The sequence below is a fragment of the Pseudoalteromonas sp. Scap06 genome, assembly GCF_013394165.1.
In the GTDB taxonomy this organism is placed as follows: domain Bacteria; phylum Pseudomonadota; class Gammaproteobacteria; order Enterobacterales; family Alteromonadaceae; genus Pseudoalteromonas.
Genome location: NZ_CP041330.1, coordinates 1,621,553 through 1,639,376, shown reverse-complemented (window position 1 = coordinate 1,639,376; position 17,824 = coordinate 1,621,553). Strand labels below are relative to the sequence as shown.

Annotated in this window: 15 protein-coding genes; 4 read left to right on the top strand and 11 right to left on the bottom strand. The window is 40.1% G+C overall.

Going from position 1 to position 17,824, the window contains the following annotated elements; genetic code table 11:
* The first annotated feature begins 441 nt into the window (after nt 1–441).
* The gene (locus tag FLM47_RS07465; RefSeq protein WP_010389940.1) at nt 442–2,022 is read left to right on the top strand and encodes a BCCT family transporter; all 1,581 of its coding nucleotides are present in this window, start codon (nt 442–444) and stop codon (nt 2,020–2,022) included.
* A gap of 77 nt (nt 2,023–2,099) precedes the next feature.
* Here FLM47_RS07465 and FLM47_RS07460 read toward each other — a convergent pair whose 3' ends face one another.
* From FLM47_RS07460 to FLM47_RS07445, 4 genes are all read right to left on the bottom strand, one after another.
* Nucleotides 2,100–2,801 (bottom strand): 3'-5' exonuclease, encoded by a 702-nt coding sequence (locus tag FLM47_RS07460; RefSeq protein ID WP_054200885.1) that lies wholly within the window; start codon nt 2,799–2,801, stop codon nt 2,100–2,102.
* A gap of 3 nt (nt 2,802–2,804) precedes the next feature.
* Entirely contained in the window at nt 2,805–4,700 is a 1,896-nt protein-coding gene (locus tag FLM47_RS07455; protein WP_178956036.1) for a DUF294 nucleotidyltransferase-like domain-containing protein, read from the bottom strand.
* A 93-nt stretch (nt 4,701–4,793) separates the two neighbouring features.
* Nucleotides 4,794–7,877, bottom strand: coding sequence for an efflux RND transporter permease subunit (locus tag FLM47_RS07450; RefSeq protein ID WP_075169261.1), 3,084 nt, complete (start codon nt 7,875–7,877; stop codon nt 4,794–4,796).
* A gap of 2 nt (nt 7,878–7,879) precedes the next feature.
* Nucleotides 7,880–8,896 carry an efflux RND transporter periplasmic adaptor subunit gene (locus FLM47_RS07445; protein WP_372239238.1) on the bottom strand — a complete coding sequence of 339 codons (1,017 nt, stop codon included), beginning with the start codon at nt 8,894–8,896 and terminating at the stop codon, nt 7,880–7,882.
* A gap of 221 nt (nt 8,897–9,117) precedes the next feature.
* On the opposite strand from FLM47_RS07445, the gene FLM47_RS07440 reads away from it, so the two are divergent.
* Nucleotides 9,118–9,546: a hypothetical protein gene (locus FLM47_RS07440; protein ID WP_010389934.1), complete on the top strand. Its 429-nt coding sequence runs from the start codon at nt 9,118–9,120 to the stop codon at nt 9,544–9,546.
* A 127-nt stretch (nt 9,547–9,673) separates the two neighbouring features.
* Here FLM47_RS07440 and FLM47_RS07435 read toward each other — a convergent pair whose 3' ends face one another.
* Nucleotides 9,674–10,681 carry a rhodanese-related sulfurtransferase gene (locus FLM47_RS07435; protein WP_075169263.1) on the bottom strand — a complete coding sequence of 336 codons (1,008 nt, stop codon included), beginning with the start codon at nt 10,679–10,681 and terminating at the stop codon, nt 9,674–9,676.
* 204 nt (nt 10,682–10,885) lie between these two features.
* Here FLM47_RS07435 and FLM47_RS07430 point away from each other — a divergent pair, with 204 nt between their 5' ends.
* Together FLM47_RS07430 and FLM47_RS07425 are read left to right on the top strand one after the other, a co-directional pair.
* The gene (locus tag FLM47_RS07430; protein WP_178956035.1) at nt 10,886–12,208 is read left to right on the top strand and encodes a DEAD/DEAH box helicase; all 1,323 of its coding nucleotides are present in this window, start codon (nt 10,886–10,888) and stop codon (nt 12,206–12,208) included.
* Between the two features lie 2 nt (nt 12,209–12,210).
* Nucleotides 12,211–13,041: a S1 RNA-binding domain-containing protein gene (locus FLM47_RS07425; RefSeq protein ID WP_010389931.1), complete on the top strand. Its 831-nt coding sequence runs from the start codon at nt 12,211–12,213 to the stop codon at nt 13,039–13,041.
* Nucleotides 13,042–13,096: 55 nt separating this feature from the next.
* On the opposite strand, the gene FLM47_RS07420 is transcribed toward FLM47_RS07425, so the two are convergent.
* The 6 genes from FLM47_RS07420 to rpsA form a co-directional block, all read right to left on the bottom strand.
* Nucleotides 13,097–13,471 (bottom strand): hypothetical protein, encoded by a 375-nt coding sequence (locus FLM47_RS07420; RefSeq protein WP_171039639.1) that lies wholly within the window; start codon nt 13,469–13,471, stop codon nt 13,097–13,099.
* Between the two features lie 89 nt (nt 13,472–13,560).
* Nucleotides 13,561–14,265 carry an orotidine-5'-phosphate decarboxylase gene (gene pyrF / locus FLM47_RS07415; RefSeq protein WP_138608482.1) on the bottom strand — a complete coding sequence of 235 codons (705 nt, stop codon included), beginning with the start codon at nt 14,263–14,265 and terminating at the stop codon, nt 13,561–13,563.
* 33 nt (nt 14,266–14,298) lie between these two features.
* Nucleotides 14,299–15,435 (bottom strand): lipopolysaccharide assembly protein LapB, encoded by a 1,137-nt coding sequence (gene lapB, locus FLM47_RS07410; protein WP_138608484.1) that lies wholly within the window; start codon nt 15,433–15,435, stop codon nt 14,299–14,301.
* Nucleotides 15,436–15,437: 2 nt separating this feature from the next.
* Complete coding sequence (locus FLM47_RS07405) at nt 15,438–15,719, bottom strand: lipopolysaccharide assembly protein LapA domain-containing protein (RefSeq protein WP_138608486.1); 282 nt, start codon at nt 15,717–15,719, stop codon at nt 15,438–15,440.
* A 21-nt stretch (nt 15,720–15,740) separates the two neighbouring features.
* Entirely contained in the window at nt 15,741–16,028 is a 288-nt protein-coding gene (gene ihfB / locus FLM47_RS07400; protein ID WP_024600987.1) for an integration host factor subunit beta, read from the bottom strand.
* Between the two features lie 66 nt (nt 16,029–16,094).
* A complete protein-coding gene (gene rpsA / locus FLM47_RS07395) occupies nt 16,095–17,762 on the bottom strand; it encodes a 30S ribosomal protein S1 (protein WP_002961176.1) in 1,668 nt (555 codons plus the stop codon).
* Nucleotides 17,763–17,824: the final 62 nt, after the last annotated feature.

Below are 17,824 nucleotides of genomic sequence, written 5' to 3'. Positions count from 1 at the left end.
AAAACATAGTTAAAATGTCATTAAAAAATCATTTAATAAATTAATAGTGATTTTAAAACGCTGAGTTAGTTTTTACGTATTCAATAGCGTTTTTTAGTTATTTACTTGTCTGATTAAGCCGAATATTCATTCACTTAGCTTTGCATTCAATGCTATATACGACTATAAAATAATTAGCTGACACATTAGTTATCATTTGTTCAGCTGCCAGATATGTACAATAAAAAGACAAAAGTAGCTTAAAGTTTTGCCAAAGTGTTAAATCTTTTGCATTTAATATTTAACTCCCCTATTAGTAAAGGTATGATGGGCAATTAAATTAGTTAGTCTTCTAACTATTCGTGTTATTAGCTTTAGTTATAAATCTAATAAGACGAATACAGTGAACTATAAAAAAACTGGCATTAAGCCAACCTGTTTCATTAACCAATGAGGTATTGCATGAGCGAGAATCATGACAAGTACAGTATTGATAATACGGACTACACCGTAGGTCAAGACAACGTACAAAAGTGGGGATTTGATATACATAACCCTGTATTCGGGATCAGTGCAGGGTTAATAGCACTTTTTTTAATCGCCGTACTAGTGTCAGATGCCGAAGTAGCTAAAACAACACTAAATGGTATCAAAACCGATATTATTAATAATTTTGACGGCTTATTTATGTGGGCTGCCAACTTCTTTGTTATTTTTTGTTTAGTTTTAATTTTTTCACCATATGGCAATATCCGCTTAGGCGGTGACGATGCTAAACCATCGCATTCTCGTATTTCTTGGCTGGCAATGTTATTTGCTGCAGGTATGGGTATTGGCTTAATGTTCTGGGGGGTTGCTGAACCAGTCGCATACTACACTGGTTGGTATGAAACGCCGCTCAATGTAACAGCTAACACACCAGAAGCCGCGAAAATGGCAATGGGTGCAACTATGTTCCATTGGGGTCTTCACCCTTGGGCAATTTATGCTGTAGTTGCGCTTTCGTTAGCATTTTTTACTTACAATAAAGGCTTACCTCTTTCTATTCGTTCGATTTTTTACCCAATTTTAGGTGATAAAGCGTGGGGGTGGCCTGGTCACATAATTGATATTTTAGCTGTATTAGCAACCTTATTTGGTTTAGCAACGTCACTTGGGCTAGGTGCACAACAAGCTTCTGCCGGTATTAATCATGTATTTGGTTTTGAAGGTGGCGTAGGTTCACAAATTCTGGTTATTACAGGTGTTACGTTACTAGCAGTCGTCTCTGTTATTAGAGGCATTGATGGCGGCGTTAAATTACTTAGTAACGTAAATATGCTCATTGCTTTAGTATTACTAGTATTTGTATGTTTAGTTGGTTTTGCGGTCTCTATGGGTAATATCCCTAACACGGTAATGGGGTATGTAGAGAACATTATTCCATTGAGTAACCCACATGGCCGTGAAGATGAAACATGGATGCATGGTTGGACAGTATTCTACTGGGCTTGGTGGATTTCATGGTCACCGTTTGTAGGTATGTTTATTGCGCGTGTTTCGCGTGGTCGTACAATCCGTGAATTTTTAACCGCGGTATTACTTATTCCAACAGCGGTTACTATCCTGTGGATGTCTATCTATGGTGGCATCGCAATTGACCAAGTAGTTAATGGTATTGGTGCTCTTGGGACTGACGGTCTAACAAGTGTCCCTATGGCGATGTTCCAAATGCTTGATGAAATGCCAATGGCGAGTGTGCTTTCTTTCATTGCTATTGTATTAGTACTGGTATTCTTTATTACTTCTTCTGATTCAGGATCACTTGTAATTGATTCAATCACAGCAGGTGGCAAAATTGATGCACCGGTACCACAGCGTATTTTTTGGGCTACTGTTGAGGGCGCAATTGCTGCTGCATTACTTTGGATTGGTGGTACTCAAGCGATTGAAGCACTACAAGCTGGGGCTATTTCAACCGGTCTACCGTTTACCATTGTTTTACTATTAATGTGTGTAAGCTTAATTTTAGGTTTACGAACTGAGCCTCGCCCAGTTAAATAACACCCTACATTAAAAAACGCCGCTAATTGCGGCGTTTTTTTTACTCTATTTTTCCTATAATATTTTATAACGTTTCGCTAAAGCCAAATTTCACTTAGTGGCGTATCTAACCGATAATGATAACTCAGCTGAGCTTGCAGTAATTCTGCGGTGGCTAAAGCGTCAGTCAGTGCATTATGGTTTTGATACAATGGCAAGGAATAACGCTCCCTTGTATCACTTAACCGTAATGAGCCTAGTTTTGTATTAAATAGCCTACCTAGTAGCCCTTGACGCGCTCTAAGCGCTCGCCTTTCAATTTCCATAGTGTCGACTAGAGCAAATTCAATCCCTTCTTTTATACGTGTGAGCAGCGCATTATAAAAAAAGTGGCGCTCAATGGCGGCATAATGCACCACCACCACTTTCCCTTTAAGTGCATCAAGAAGTGGGGCTAAAATTCGATTGAGGTCGGGAGCTTCGTCCACTTCTGAGTGGGTAATACCATGGATAACAATCGACTCTTCACTCAAATCTCGTCGTGGTTGTACTACCCAATGGTGGCTCTCTTTACAGTAAATACGATTAACATTGAAAGGCACTAACCCCACACTAACAATATCATCGGTATTAGCGTCCAGACCTGTTGTTTCAAAATCTAGCGCCACAAAAGGTACATCTTTAAGTGGAGCAGTCTGATTGGTAAATGCCTGCTTATAAAACTCCTTAAGCAACGAGTTTTGCGCACTATGTAAAAGCTGCTCGTAACGACGTGGCCAATCTAACGGTGATTTAGCCATAACTTATTTCACACCTGAATGAGCAGAATAACTAAACTTTAGAAAGCTTTGCGCTTTTTCTAAAATCGCAAAAGCTTCTTTTAAATTACTTTGCTCAAATGGTGAGAGTAAATGCGGGTCTAAATCATTATCGGGCGCTTCCCCCTGCTCTATCTGCCATGCCTGATGGCGAATACGTACAGTGGCAATATATTCAAATGCATCACGCAAATCTTGTGCTTTGCCTTTGGGTAATAAGTTAGCCTCGATAATATCCTCTAAGCGCTCAAACGAATTTTGTTTACGTGAACCGACGGCTAATGCATGAACGCGAACCACATCAGATAGCGGCGCTGTACCACGACGTTTTAAGTTCATTGAGCGCTTATGTTGGCCATTGTGCTCAAGTACAAAGCCGTTAAAAAATCCCAATGGTGGCGTTCGATTGCGAGCATTAGCAGCAAGGTTAGCTAAAAAGCGTTTATTTACTTTGCTTTCTTTTGCCACCAGCGTTTTAAGCTCATCGGCCCATTTTAACTTACCCCACACACCATCTAAGTCAAAAAATATCGAGCTATTGAGCAGTGCTTGCGGTTTGGGCTCGGCCATCCAGCTAGCAAATTTTTCTTGCCATTGTTCGCGGGTCATACGCCATTTTTTAAACGAGGCCATAATTTCACCATCACAATAGGTATAGCCACACTTAGCCAAGCCATCACACACAAAGTCTGATAAGTTTTGAAAATACTCATCGTGCAATGCCTCATTGAAGCTATTATCTAAAATCAGTGCATTATCTTGATCGGTTACAATTAACTGCTCATCACGTGCCATTGAGCCCAACGCAATAAAACAATAAGGAATGGGCGGCTCGCCAAATTTTTCTTCTGCTAGGGCTAATAGGCGCTGTTTAAAGGTACGTCCTATTACTGCCATAGCGGTCCCTATCATATGCGAATTAGCATCTTCGTTTACCATACGCACAAACACATTAGGTAATTGGCGGGCGTAATGAACTAAGTCATCAACCGATTGTTGAGCTAAAATACCGCGTACTAACAATAAGCTACTTTGTGATTCATAGCGTAAAATATCAGATAGCGATATCACCCCTATTGGTCGCTTTTTATGTACCACAGGCAAGTGATGTAAGTTATCTCTGAGCATGGCTAAAACAGCTTCAAAAACGTAAGAGTTACTATCGAGCAAAACCAAACCTGAGGTCATTACCTCCTTCGCCGGCGTATCAAACGTAAGTCCTTGGGCAACAACTTTGGTACGGATATCTCTATCTGTGATGATCCCGACGACTTGACCGTCATCCTCTTCTGGATCGTCGCTTATTTGTTTTTCTATATCAGTAACAAGTACTGAAGAGACCGATTCTTGTGTCATCAAAAACGCGACGTCTTGTATGGGGGTTTGTGTAGTAACAGTGACTACATCGCGATGTAATAATGATTTAACTTTTGCGGTGGTTAAATCATTGCTGTCGGCTTGCTCTACTATTGCTTGGTGCAAGCGTACGTTGCCATCCACTTCGAAAAAGTCAGCAAAGGTTTCGTATTTATCACAGTATTCGTTGAAGGTATTAACATTAATACAATACGTTAAGGTATCTTCAAGTGCACGAGCTGGAAACCGCACTTTGCGGTTCATCAATAAACCCATTTGGCCAAAAATACCGCCTGTAGCTAAGCGGTTATAGAGTTCACCATTACGGCGTGAAATCTCAACTGAGCCACTACGAATAATATACAAGTCACTAATATCTTGCCCTAAATGCAGGATATCAGTTTCGGCACGGAAGTAAGCAACCTCTATTTGCATTGCTAATTCGTTCAATGCCTCAGTAGGAAGCGTATCAAATGGGGGATGTTCAACTAAAAATTGGGCTATTTCAACTTGCTCGGCCTGCATAGGGAATCCTTGTGGCGTGAATCTAGTTGAATTGTGAGCCTAATTGGCTATTTTTTCAAAGAAAAATAGCCAATTTACGTAAATAGTTAGCGATTAATTATCTACTTGCTCTAACTCCTGCGCTAATTGTTTTGACTCATCGCCGCGAGGGCTGGTAAAACGTGCAAGTCCTAAATAAATCACCGGTGTTAAATAAAGCGTAAACAATACCGCTAATGCTAGTCCACCAAACACTACCCAGCCAATCGCATTACGCGCCTCAGCGCCCGCACCTGTTGACATAATAAGCGGTAATGCACCCAATAAAGTAGAAATTAAGGTCATGGTAATGGGTCGTAGGCGTACCAGTGCAGCTTGTTCAACCGCTTTTCGAACACTAAGCCCGTTATCTCTTAATTGATCAGCAAACTCGACCAATAAAATTGCATTTTTAGCGATTAAACCAATAAGCATTACCAGACCAATTTGCGAATAAATATTGAGTGATGTGCCGGTTAAGTACAGTGCTAAAATAGCGGATGTAATACCAAATGGCACAGTAATCATCACCACAATGGCGCTGTTAACGTTTTCAAATTGTGCTGCCAATACTAAAAATACAATTAAAAATGCCAATACATAGGTCATTAATACTTCGTTTGAGGTCTCTTCAAATGTCAGAGCTTCCCCTTTAAACGCTAAAGTAATACCTGCTGGTAATGATTGCTCAGACACTTGTTTTATTTGCTCTACCAGTGTGGCAATAGTTAAACCTTCGGGTAATTCCATGCTTAATTCTATGGCACGTCGCTGAGCATGGCGCTCAAGCTCTGCAGCTACGCCTTCCTCTGTAATATTAGCGACACTACTGAGCGGTACTAATTGATTATCGCGGGCGCTTACATATAAATTTGCTAAATCACTGGGGTCATTAATGGTTTGATTTTGAGCCTGTAACATAATTGGTATTGACTGATCGCCAATATTTAAATCGGCTATATCGTCGCCATTAATGGCAGCTCTTAGGGTAATGGCTATATCACTTAACGATACACCGAGTTCTTCTGCGCGTCGTCTGTCTATATTGACGCGAAGTTGTGGTTGCGATGGCTGATACGATACGCGAACCGGTGCAACTTCAGGTACTGCTTTTTCAAGATCTGCTGAAAACTGCTGTGCAGCTTTAAATATTTCAAGGTAATCTTGCCCCAGCAAAGCAATTTCGATTCCGCCACCTTGGCCACGTAAGTTTAAACTATTAGCCCCCCCTGCGTATGCGGGTGCTCCAGGAATATTCATTAAAGGCTGACGAATTTTATTGATGATTTCTTGTTGACTAAAGTTGCGTTCATCCCAGTGTTTTAAAGGCACAGTAATAAACACAATATTAGGGTCCCATTGACCAACTACTGTGTAAATAGATTCAATTTCACCGCTTTCAACGAAAGGCAGTAAGGTGTCTTCCATTTTAATGGCTTGCCTGTCCATAAAGTTTAAGCCTACGCCATCTGGCCCACGAGCAAATATTCTAATTTTACCGCGATCTTCTGTTGGTAATAGCTCGTTATCTAAGCTCATATACAATGCACCTGAGCCGCCTGCCACTAATAAACAGGCAATAAAAGTAAGCCACGCATGATCGAGAACTTTATGAATTGTTTTGGTATATAAATTAGCAAGTACGTTACCAAACTTAGCAAATGGATGAAAACCGCCTTGCTTAAGCTTAAGCTTAGAGGTAAGTGCCGGCACTAACGATAACGCAACAAAGCTTGATATGATCACTGCACCGGCAAGAACACCGCCAAACTCTCTGAATAAACGCCCTGCTGTTGATGGTAAAAAAGCGATGGGAACAAACACAGCTGCTAACACTGCCGTGGTGGCAATAACGGCAAAAAATACTTCACGGGTGCCAACGACCGCAGCGGCACGCCTGCCTAAGCCTAATCCACGCTGGCGTTGAATGTTTTCACTCACCACAATCGCATCATCAACGATTAAACCAGTCGCAAGTACCAATGCGAGTAAGGTTAAAATATTAATGGAAAAACCCAGTGCCCATATCAGTGCTAACGAGCCTATCAAGGCAACCGGAATGGCAAATGCGGGCACTAAGGTTGCGCGCCAAGAACCAATAAATACCCATAAAGTAATGATCACTAGCAGCACTGTCAGCACTAATGAGTTAATAACTTCATCCACTGAGCTTCTAATAAATTGTGCATCATCTGATGTTAAGGTAAATTCCATCTGAGGAAAGCGTTCACGCATTCCCTCAATAAGCTTTAGAACTTCATCTGATATTTCTATGGTGTTAGATTGCGCTTGGCGGATAATTTCCATACCAATAACGGGTTTACCATTGAGCCTAACCATAGAGCGTGGATCTGCCGGGCCAAAATATACCGCAGCAATATCGCTAATACGGGTATCACCACGAATGATAATATCACCGACTTGATCTGGTGTGACCGAGGTAGCATCAGCACGCACAATGATTTGCTGATCGTTTGATTTTAAACTTCCTGCAGGCACATCAAAGGGAGCTTGCCTGAGAACGTCAGCAACATCAGGAATAGTTAAATTAAAGCTACTGAGCTTAAGCGGATCTATACGTACTCTAAGCACTCGTTCTCTATCACCGTTTAAGCGCACATCAGCAACACCGGGAATAGTTAAAAACTGTGGTGCTAAGTCAACATCAACTCGCTCGGTTAATGCCTCTAACGATAAACTCTCACTTGATACGGTGAGTGATACGACCGCCTCAGCATCATTATCGGCTTTTATAATAGATACACGCTCAACCTCTTCTGGGAGCTCTCTTTGCACTCGCGAAACTGACTCGCGTGTTTCATTAGCGGCATCATCCAGATTAACACCAGGTCTAAATTCAACCACAATACGTGAGCTGCCTTCTTCACTTTGTGCACGAATAGATTTAACTCCACTCACACGGGCAACAGCACCTTCAAGTTTGCTGGTGACTTCAGTGTCAACGGTTTCTGGGGAACCACCTGGAAACGAAGCTGATACCGTAATACGCGGCCTATCTACATCAGGAAGCTCTCGCACTTCTACGCCAGCTATAGCGGCGATACCGGCAATAATTATTAATAAATTAAGCACCACAATAAGTACAGGGCGGCGAATTGCCATAGACGGCAAGTCTTGCATCATAGGTTGCTGTTTCATGGCTACTCCTGCGTACTAGCGATAGGTGCAGTAAAGCTTAATTCTTGATTGGCTCGCAAGCGCTGAACGCCTTCAACAACTAACGTATCGTTTGGCTGTAATGCCCCTGATACGAGTAAGCGCCCTGCCAAGCGTTGCTCTATTTTCACATCAACCCGGGTAGCTTTGTTATCCACACTCGTCCACACATATGGACCCGTTGCGCCCCACAGTAGTGCTGCTTCAGGAATAGCGGCAAAGCGTTGACCTAATACTTCTATATGTACTCGAAAACTCATACCCGGTAAGAATTGTTGATCTTTGTTATTTAACTTTGCTTTGACTCTTAAGGTACGAGTTTGTGGGTCTATACGTGAGTCTAAATAAGCTATTTCTGCCTCAATGGGCGCTTGCGATTGCCATGGGAACACGCGTACACTAGCATTATTTCTGAGCATCGCAATCGCTGATTCAGGCGCGTTAAAATTAATGTATAACTGGCGGGTATCATCGATGCTAGCAATCATTGTTTGTGTTGTGATTCTGTCACCCACTTCAATGTCAGTCAGCCCCATAGTGCCATTAAAAGGGGCACGGACTTGGCGGTCTTCTAATTCAGTTTCGGCTTGAGTGAGAGTAACTTTTGCAAGCTCCACGATGGTTTTTGCATCATCTACATCACTTTGCGGAACAGCTCCTTTAGCTTGGCTTTGTTTTAAACGTTTTAAAGTTCGCTGACTATCTGCTAATTTTATTTTAGCCTCTTCAAGGGCCGCTTTTTGCCTACGTGAATCTAGCTCAAGTAAAATATCACCTTCTTTAACCTTATCGCCAGGTTTAAAATGAACCGCTGCTACTTTATCACCTACGGCAGGATATAAAATAACAGAATGGATAGCTTCAGCATTACCAACGGCCTGAACCTGCTGTTGGGCTTGTTCCATAGCGATATTTTCAACGACCACGCTAGCACCAGTTACTGGCAAACTAACCGATAAAAATAAGGCCGTTATGCCCATTAAAAGATTTTGCGACTTCAAAGGATCACCCTAATTAATTATTATTTCCATTATGTTACGCAGTTTAACACCTCTATGATCAATAAATAGCTTAGTACGACAAATTAGCAAAACAACACGCTGAAATTAAACACCCACGTATTTACTACACATTCTTACACCAGCCTACAAAATCACCACATATTTTGTGCGTATTAAACACTATGATTTGGTCATTAGAGTGAATATACAAACGAGTATTTATGAATAAAAGTATAATTTTGGTTTTACTACTTAGTGGCTGTGCATCACAAGGGGTTGATCGTACGAGTCAAAATCAATTAATTAAACGCTATTATGCATCTGTTGAGTCAGAGCAAAAAGTAACACTTTCCTCTGAAGTTGGAACAGGCATAGCTGCGGGAGCGGGTTTTGGCTTTGTTGACAGCTTAGATGGCAACAGCGAAGAAATGATTGGTGGCGCTATTGTCGGCGGTTTAGTTGGAGGGTTATTTACTGCATTATTTGAGGGAGGTAATACGGCTTATCAGTATAACTTATACGCTGCTGATGAAGGTGAATTTACGGTTATTCAAAAGAAAAAACTCGATAAAAACACAGAATGTGTTCTTGTAAATTCAGCTAATAAAATTACACTTACGCCGATAGATAAAAGTTATTGTATTCGTTGATTAAGCTCAAAGTGAGTATCAAACCTTTAAGCTGCTAAGCAATGTAGCTCGCTATTTATAAATTACTTTTAAATAAAAAACCTCAGTATTTACTGAGGTTTTTTAATGAATAAATAAACGCGTGGTATTATTTATTTCGTTGTGCGTCTTTTTGCGCTTTTTTTGCTTCTTTACGTTGCTGTAAAGCAGCTTGTGCTTCGTTACCAATGTGGCCTTCACCGCGTGCTTGTGCCAATTCTATTTGCTTTTGACGCTCAGCAAAACGAGCGCGTTGCTCGTCGGTTACATCATCAATACAATGATGACACGACACCCCTTCCATGTATTCAGGCTTTTGCTTTTCTTCTTCTGTGATAGGCATCCGACATGCGTGACACTGATCATATGAGCCTTTTTGTAAGTCATGATTTACCGCGACACGGTTATCAAATACAAAGCACTCGCCTTCCCACATGGTTTCTTCTTTTGGTACTTCTTCTAGGTATTTTAATATGCCGCCTTCAAGGTGGTATACCTCATCAAAGCCCTGCTCTTTCATATAAGCTGTTGATTTTTCACAGCGAATACCACCTGTACAAAACATAGCTACTTTTTTATGCTTTTCTGGGTCGAGATTTTCTTTGGCCCACTGCGGAAATTCGCGGAACGTCTTCGTGTTTGGATCGACCGCGTTTTGAAACGTACCAATTTCAATTTCATAATCATTTCGGGTATCAACAAGGATAACCTCTGGATCAGAAATAAGGGCGTTCCATTCATTTGGCTTAACATAACTGCCCACTACTTTTAATGGGTCAACGCCCTCAACACCCATAGTCACGATTTCTTTTTTAAGTTTTACTTTAGTGCGATAAAACGGGCATTCGTCATCATATGATTCTTTAGTAACAATATTGTCTAAATTAGGCTGGGTGTCTAACCACGCCAGTAAGTTATCTATGCCTTCACGTTTTGCTGAAACAGTTCCGTTAATTCCTTCCGCGGCAATTAACAAAGTACCACGCACGTCGTTTTGCTCCATTACATTAAGTAAAGGTTGGCGAAGTGCTTCAAAATCAGGTAAAGAAACAAATTTATACAGTGCGCACACAACAAAGTGATCGCTGGTTACATTATCTTTATGGATAGCAGTCATGGTTTTCCTATTTTGCCTTTAAACCCCGCAAGGGGCGTTTACCGAATCGTAAATCCGGCGCATATGGGGCGCGTATTTTACGCTTTTTTTATTTAAATGCAAAAAAATGGATGATAATGCGCTTTTTACTGTTAGCGCAGTGGCTCAGTGGGCTATAATGCGCGGATAAATTTACAAGACTTGCTCATATTGGAGAAATATACATTGCACTTTACTGATCTTGGGATTGATACTCGCCTAGAAACACAATTAGCGCACCAAGGGATCACCCAGCCTACCGATATTCAAGCTCATGCTGTGCCAACGGCACTCGCTGGACATGACATTTTCGCTCAGTCAAAAACTGGGTCAGGCAAAACTTTAGCGTTTTTATTACCTGCTGTGCAGCGAGTAATGAAACAAAAAGCACTCAGTAAACGTGATCCTCGTGTACTTATTGTTGCTCCAACTCGTGAGCTTGCAACCCAAGTGTTCACCCAACTACGGTTACTTATTGCCGGTACCAATATTAAGGCAGTTAAAATTCTCGGTGGTGAAAACTTTAACGACCAAATTAAAGCACTGCGCAACGACCCACATTTTGTGGTTGCTACACCAGGGCGCTTAGCCGATCACTTAAAGCAACGCTCTTTACAGTTAAGTGGCTTAGAGCTACTTATATTTGATGAAGCTGACCGTATTTTGGATTTAGGTTTCACCGACCAGCTTAAGTTAATTAATGAACTGGCAGATCACCGATTACGCCAGACCCTATTGTTTTCAGCGACATTAGATCATGCTCAAGTAGATGCCCTTTCGCGTAATTTATTAAAAAAACCAAAACAAATTATTCTCAGTGCAGCCAATGAGCAACACAGTGATATTAAACAAACATTGTATTTAGCCGATCATCTTGATCATAAAGAAGCGCTACTTGAGCATTTTCTTAATCAAGATAATGTAGGGCAATGTATTATATTTACCGCAACACGTGCTGATACCAGTCGCTTAAGCGAGGCATTAAATAGTAAAGGCTTTAAGTCTGTCGCACTAGCCGGGGATTTAACTCAAAGTAAGCGCCTTGATATCATGGATGCGTTTAGCCGTGAGAACTTTAAAATATTAATTACTACTGATGTTGCATCTCGCGGTTTAGATTTACTCAGTGTGACCCATGTTATTAATTTTGATCTACCAAAACACGCTGAAGAATACGTTCACCGTATTGGTCGCACAGGCCGAGCTGGTTTTAAAGGCAACGCGCTATCATTTGTTGGTCCTAAAGATTGGGCAAGTTACTTAGCAATAAAGTCATTTTTAAATGACGAATTGTCGTTTGCGGTGGTTGATGGTTTAAAAGCGAAATTTAAAGGCATCAAAGAGAAAAAGGTTACGCCAGTTAAACCAATTAAAAAGGTAGTGGCTGATAAAAAACCACATCAAAAACGCAAAGCGAAACCGAAAAAACCAGTAGCCCCAATTAAAGCACCACTTAACATCGATGGTGATACCCCTATGCGTCGTAAAAAAAAGCCTGAGCAGGAATAATTATGAGTTACCTTGGAACTACCCAAACCTTATTTGTAAAAGAAGTCAGTAATGAAGGTGCCTATTTAGATGGCCATGACTTAGGTGAAGTATTTTTACCTAAACACGAGATTAAACATGAACTTGAAGCTGGCGATAGCATCAGCGTTTTTACCTTTTTAGATAACGCAAACCTGCCAACAGCAACAACTAAAAAACCACACGCACAAGTCGGTGAATATGCCCTACTGCGCGTTAAAGAAATAAACAGCATTGGTGCTTTTTTAGATTGGGGTTTAGAAAAAGACGTGCTTGCACCGTTTAATGAACAAAAACCGCGTATGCAAGAAGGTTACTCGTATTTAGTCCGTTTATACCTAGATAATGCCAGTCAGCGAATTTGTGCTTCAACCAACTTTAATCGCTTTTTATCAAAAGACGAGCCGCAGTATAGCCACTTGCAAGAAGTCGATTTAATTGTGGCAGGTAAAACCGATATCGGCTACAAAGTACTTATTGAAGAGTCTCATTTTGGTGTTGTATTTTACAACATGGTATTTAAAAACCTATTTGTTGGTCAAAAGCTCAAAGGGTTTATTCAAAAAGTGCGTGAAGACGGAAAAATTGACGTTATACTTGAAAAGCCAGGTATGGGTAAAGTCAGTGAACTTGGCGAAAAAATTATGGAAAAACTAAAAGATGAAGGTGGCATCTTAGCCATAGGCGATAAATCTGAACCTGAATTAATTAAAAAAGTTTTCTCGACCAGTAAAGCAAACTACAAAAAAGCCATTGGTGGGTTATTTAAACAAGGCTTAATTGATATTGAAGCTAAGTCTATTCGTTTAAAATAATTCTATAAAAAAGCCACCTAGGTATAAACTTAAGTGGCTTTTTCGTATTTAAAATTTATAACTTAATGTTTTTGTAAGGTAAGGTACAACGTGAATATTGATTTGAATATTCAATTAATTCTTTTTTAGATGTCATATTTAATGGCGCTAATCTAAATACTTTTTTTGTACACTCATTCTGCATTTCATCGTGTACATCAACACATTCTCTACTACTTATATCAAGTCCTGCTAAAACAGCTTCATTTGTATAACATAAATGCTGAGCATAGTTTTGGGCGATTTTTTTAAACTTAAATAAATCAACGGGGTAATCAGATACCAAATCGGTAACATTCGAAACATCATCATACATTTTGGTTGAAAATACATATTTATTAACAGCAAAGCCACTAATGATAATTACCACTACAAACATTATTAAACGCAAAGTTAGTTCCTCACTGCATAGCCGTAACTAAATGTAGCACAAACAAAAAAAGTTGTAATAAACTCCTTATAATTATGCATACTTTAAATTTAAGCTATTGATTTATTAACATCATTTAATACTTCTACAGGGTTTTGTGCCTGAGTAATCGGACGCCCTATTACTAAATAGTCACTGCCAGCTTCAATCGCGTCTTTAGGTGTCATAATACGTTTTTGATCGCCCGCATCACTGCCAGCAGGACGAATACCTGGGGTTACGAGTTTAAATTCTTTGCCTAAAGCCGCCTTTAAACTTTGTGCTTCTTGTGCAGAACAAACCACACCATCAAGCCCTGCTTGCTTTGTTAGTTTTGCTAAATGCATAACTTGCTCTTGTGGTGATTTAGTTATACCTAAACGCCCAAGCTCAGTTTCATCCATGCTGGTTAAAACGGTCACGGCAATCAATAAAGGAGCTTTATCACCAAATTGTTCGAGTGCCTGCTTTGCTTTATGCATCATTTCAAAACCACCACTTGCATGAACATTAACCATCCACACGCCCATTTTAGCTGCAGCGGTTACTGCTTTAGCAACAGTATTTGGGATATCATGAAATTTCAAATCTAAAAATACATCGAAACCTAAATCAACCAGCTCTTTAACAAATTCAGGGCCAAAATATGTGAACATTTCTTTACCCACTTTTAATCGACAGGTATCCGGTGATAACTGTTTCACAAATGCTAAAGCAGTTTGCTGATCATCATAATCAAGAGCGATAAGAATTTTTTTTGATTGTTCGAAAGACATAACTATCCTACTAGTGAGCGAAAAGTATAAAGATTAAAATCCGTCTAAGCCTCTGCTAGGCACAATGGTTTCCCAATGTTTACACGAAGGGCAATTCCAATAAATGGTGTAACTTGTAAAGCCACAATGCTGGCATTGAAAGTCAGGCTTGGTAGCAATATATGAGGTAACAAGTTTATCTATTTGATTAAGCACATCTTTGGTATTTTTATTTTCGGCGCTCATTAACTGCAGTAAAAAACTAAAGCCACGGATGGTAGGTTGACGTTTTAAACTGTCGGTTAAAAATTCAAAGGCTTGTTCAGTGTGACCTTGCTCAAGCAACGCTTGGCAATGCTGTATTTTTATCATTACCCCACCCTTATCTAATAAGTCGTTCACGAGTTCATGAAACTGATGGGTTAGTTTAAGTTGCTTATAACTATGCGCTAACTTATCAATAAATAATGGCGCAAAAAAGGTAAATTGACAGATAAGTTCTCGCCAATAATAAATTGCTTTTACGTAATCTTCTTTTGTATAGGCAGACAAACCAAGCTCATATAGAGGCCTGATTGTTTTAAAGTTTAAGCTAATAGCTTTGCGCATAAGTTGAGGATTATTACTGGTAATAGCATATTCACAATAAAAGTTTGCGATGGCTTTGAAGTGTTGTTCTTTTGAAAAAAGCTCAGTATGCGCTTCAAACATACTAATGCCTTTTTCCCATTCACGGGTCTGTGAATATAAGGAAATAATTGGCTCAAGAGCATCTTCATGGTTATTTTTTACCAGCCATATTAAATGTTCTTCTGCGCTATCGAGTAAACCTGCCATAATATAGTCTTCTGCTAATTCTAACCGACTATTGGCAGCTTGTTTTTCGTTAAGGCTTGGGTGTTTTAATAGCAATTCATGAATTTTTATTGCGCGGTCAAGCTCGCCACGGCGGCGAAACATAGTGGCTAATGTAGAATAGTGTTCTACAGAGTCAGCAGCTACTTCGAGCAAATTAATTAAATGCTCAAGCCCCTGATCTTCTTCTCTGTCCAGTAAGAACTTTAACCCTTTACTGTATTCAGAAGTGATTTCTCTATTAAATTGATGAGCCTGATTTTTCGCACTGTTTTTTCCCATGATCCAGCCATAACCGGCGGCGACAGGAAGCAGTAAAAACAACAGCTCAATCATAATTAGGTATCTTTGTTGGCAATACGCTTTTTATTATCTTTTTCAGGCGTTATTTGCTTTTTTAAACGGTAATTTTGCCACTTTAATTGCGTAAACAATTTAAAGCTCACAAAGCAACCCACTACAACACCTAACAAAAAGCAGATACTTATTATAACGGCTAAAGGTAATGTATTACTGGCTATTATGTAGTTAATTTGTGTTAATTGTGGATTTTGCGAACCCAATACAAATGCACCAATTAAAAAAAGTGCTGCCAGAATAATTTTTAATACCTTGAACAAGTAACTACTCCAATAAATTTACTAAGCAATGCTCTCGTTTACACGGTCACGTAGTTCTTTGCCTGGCTTAAAATGAGGTACATGCTTACCATCTAACTCTACAGTTTCACCTGTTTTAGGATTACGACCTGTACGAGGTGCACGGTAATGCAAAGAGAAACTTCCAAAACCTCGGATCTCAATACGATCTGAAGAAGATAATGAGCCGGCCATTTGTTCAAGAATTTCTTTAACAGCGTTCTCAACATCTTTCACAGGAATATGTGCGTGTTGTTCAGCAAGTGTTTCTATCAGTTCTGACTTAGTCATAGCGTTTCCTTAAAAGAAATAGTGGAAGGGCATAAACTGCCCTTCCAATTAAAAGACTATAATTAATTAGTCTTTTTGTGCATTTGCGAAAGCAGCTGCCATTGCGTTTTCGAACACTGGCTCTTCTTTCTTAAGCTTCTCTAGTACTTCTTTCTCTTCTGCTTCGAAAAGAGCTTTAACAGATAAGCTTAAAGTGCGGTTCTTACGATCAACACCAACGTATTTAACTTCGATTTCGTCGCCTACAGAAACAACAGTAGTTGCATCTTCAACGCGCTCTTGAGCGATATCAGCTACACGGATGTAACCTTCAACGCCTTCGATAAGTTCAACAGTTGCGCCTTTCGCATCAACTTCAGTCACTTTACCTTTAACAATAGCACCTTTTTTGTTTGCATCAAGGTAGTTATTGAATGGGTCAGCTTCGATTTGCTTAACACCTAGAGAGATACGTTCACGCTCTGGGTCAACTTGCAATACGATAGCAGTGATTTCGTCGCCTTTCTTGAATTCACGTACAGCTTCTTCGCCAGGTGTATTCCAAGAAATGTCTGAAAGGTGTACAAGACCATCAATACCACCGTCAAGACCGATAAAGATACCGAAGTCAGTGATTGATTTGATCTTACCAGTAACTTGATCGCCTTTGTTTTGTAGACGAGCAAATTCCTGCCAAGGATTAGCAATACATTGCTTAAGACCAAGAGAAATACGACGACGTTCTTCGTCGATTTCAAGAACCATAACTTCAACAGTGTCACCAAGTGAAACAACTTTTGAAGGGTGGATGTTCTTGTTAGTCCAATCCATTTCAGAAACGTGTACTAGACCTTCAACGCCTTCTTCGATTTCTACGAAGCAACCGTAATCAGTAAGGTTAGTTACACGACCAGAAAGTTTAGAGCCTTCTGGGTAACGACCAGCGATAGCTGCCCATGGATCTTCGCCAAGCTGTTTAAGACCTAGAGATACACGAGTTTTATCTTTGTCGAATTTAAGAACTTTAACTGCGATTTCGTCGCCAACATTAACGATTTCTGAAGGGTGCTTAACACGCTTCCACGCCATGTCAGTAATGTGTAGTAGGCCATCAACACCACCAAGGTCAACGAATGCACCGTAGTCAGTAAGGTTCTTAACGATACCTTTAACTTCTTGACCTTCAACAAGGTTAGCAAGAAGCTCTTCACGTTCTTGTGAGTTTTCTGATTCGATAACTGCACGACGTGAAACAACAACGTTGTTACGTTTTTGATCAAGCTTGATTACTTTAAATTCAAGCTCTTTGCCTTCAAGGTGAGTTGTGTCACGTACTGGACGAACATCAACAAGTGAACCAGGTAGGAAAGCACGGATTGAATCAACTTCAACAGTGAAACCGCCTTTAACTTTACCGTTGATAACACCAGTAACAGTCTCTTGCTCTTCACATGCTTTCTCAAGACGGATCCACGCTTCGTGACGCTTCGCTTTCTCACGAGAAAGGATAGTTTCACCGAAACCGTCTTCGATTGCATCTAGTGCAACATCTACTTCGTCGCCAACAGCAACTTCTAGTTCACCAGCAGCATTTTTGAACTGCTCTGCAGGGATAGCACTTTCTGATTTAAGACCAGCATCTACAAGTACAATGTTGTTCTCGATTGAGATTACTGTACCTTTAACGATAGAGCCTTGCTCTGCTTCAAAACCCTTTAAGCTTTCTTCAAATAACTGCGCAAAATTTTCTGACATACGAATATACGTCTCATATATTAATACCAATAAGCAACCATGCTGCATGGGGTTGTTAAAAT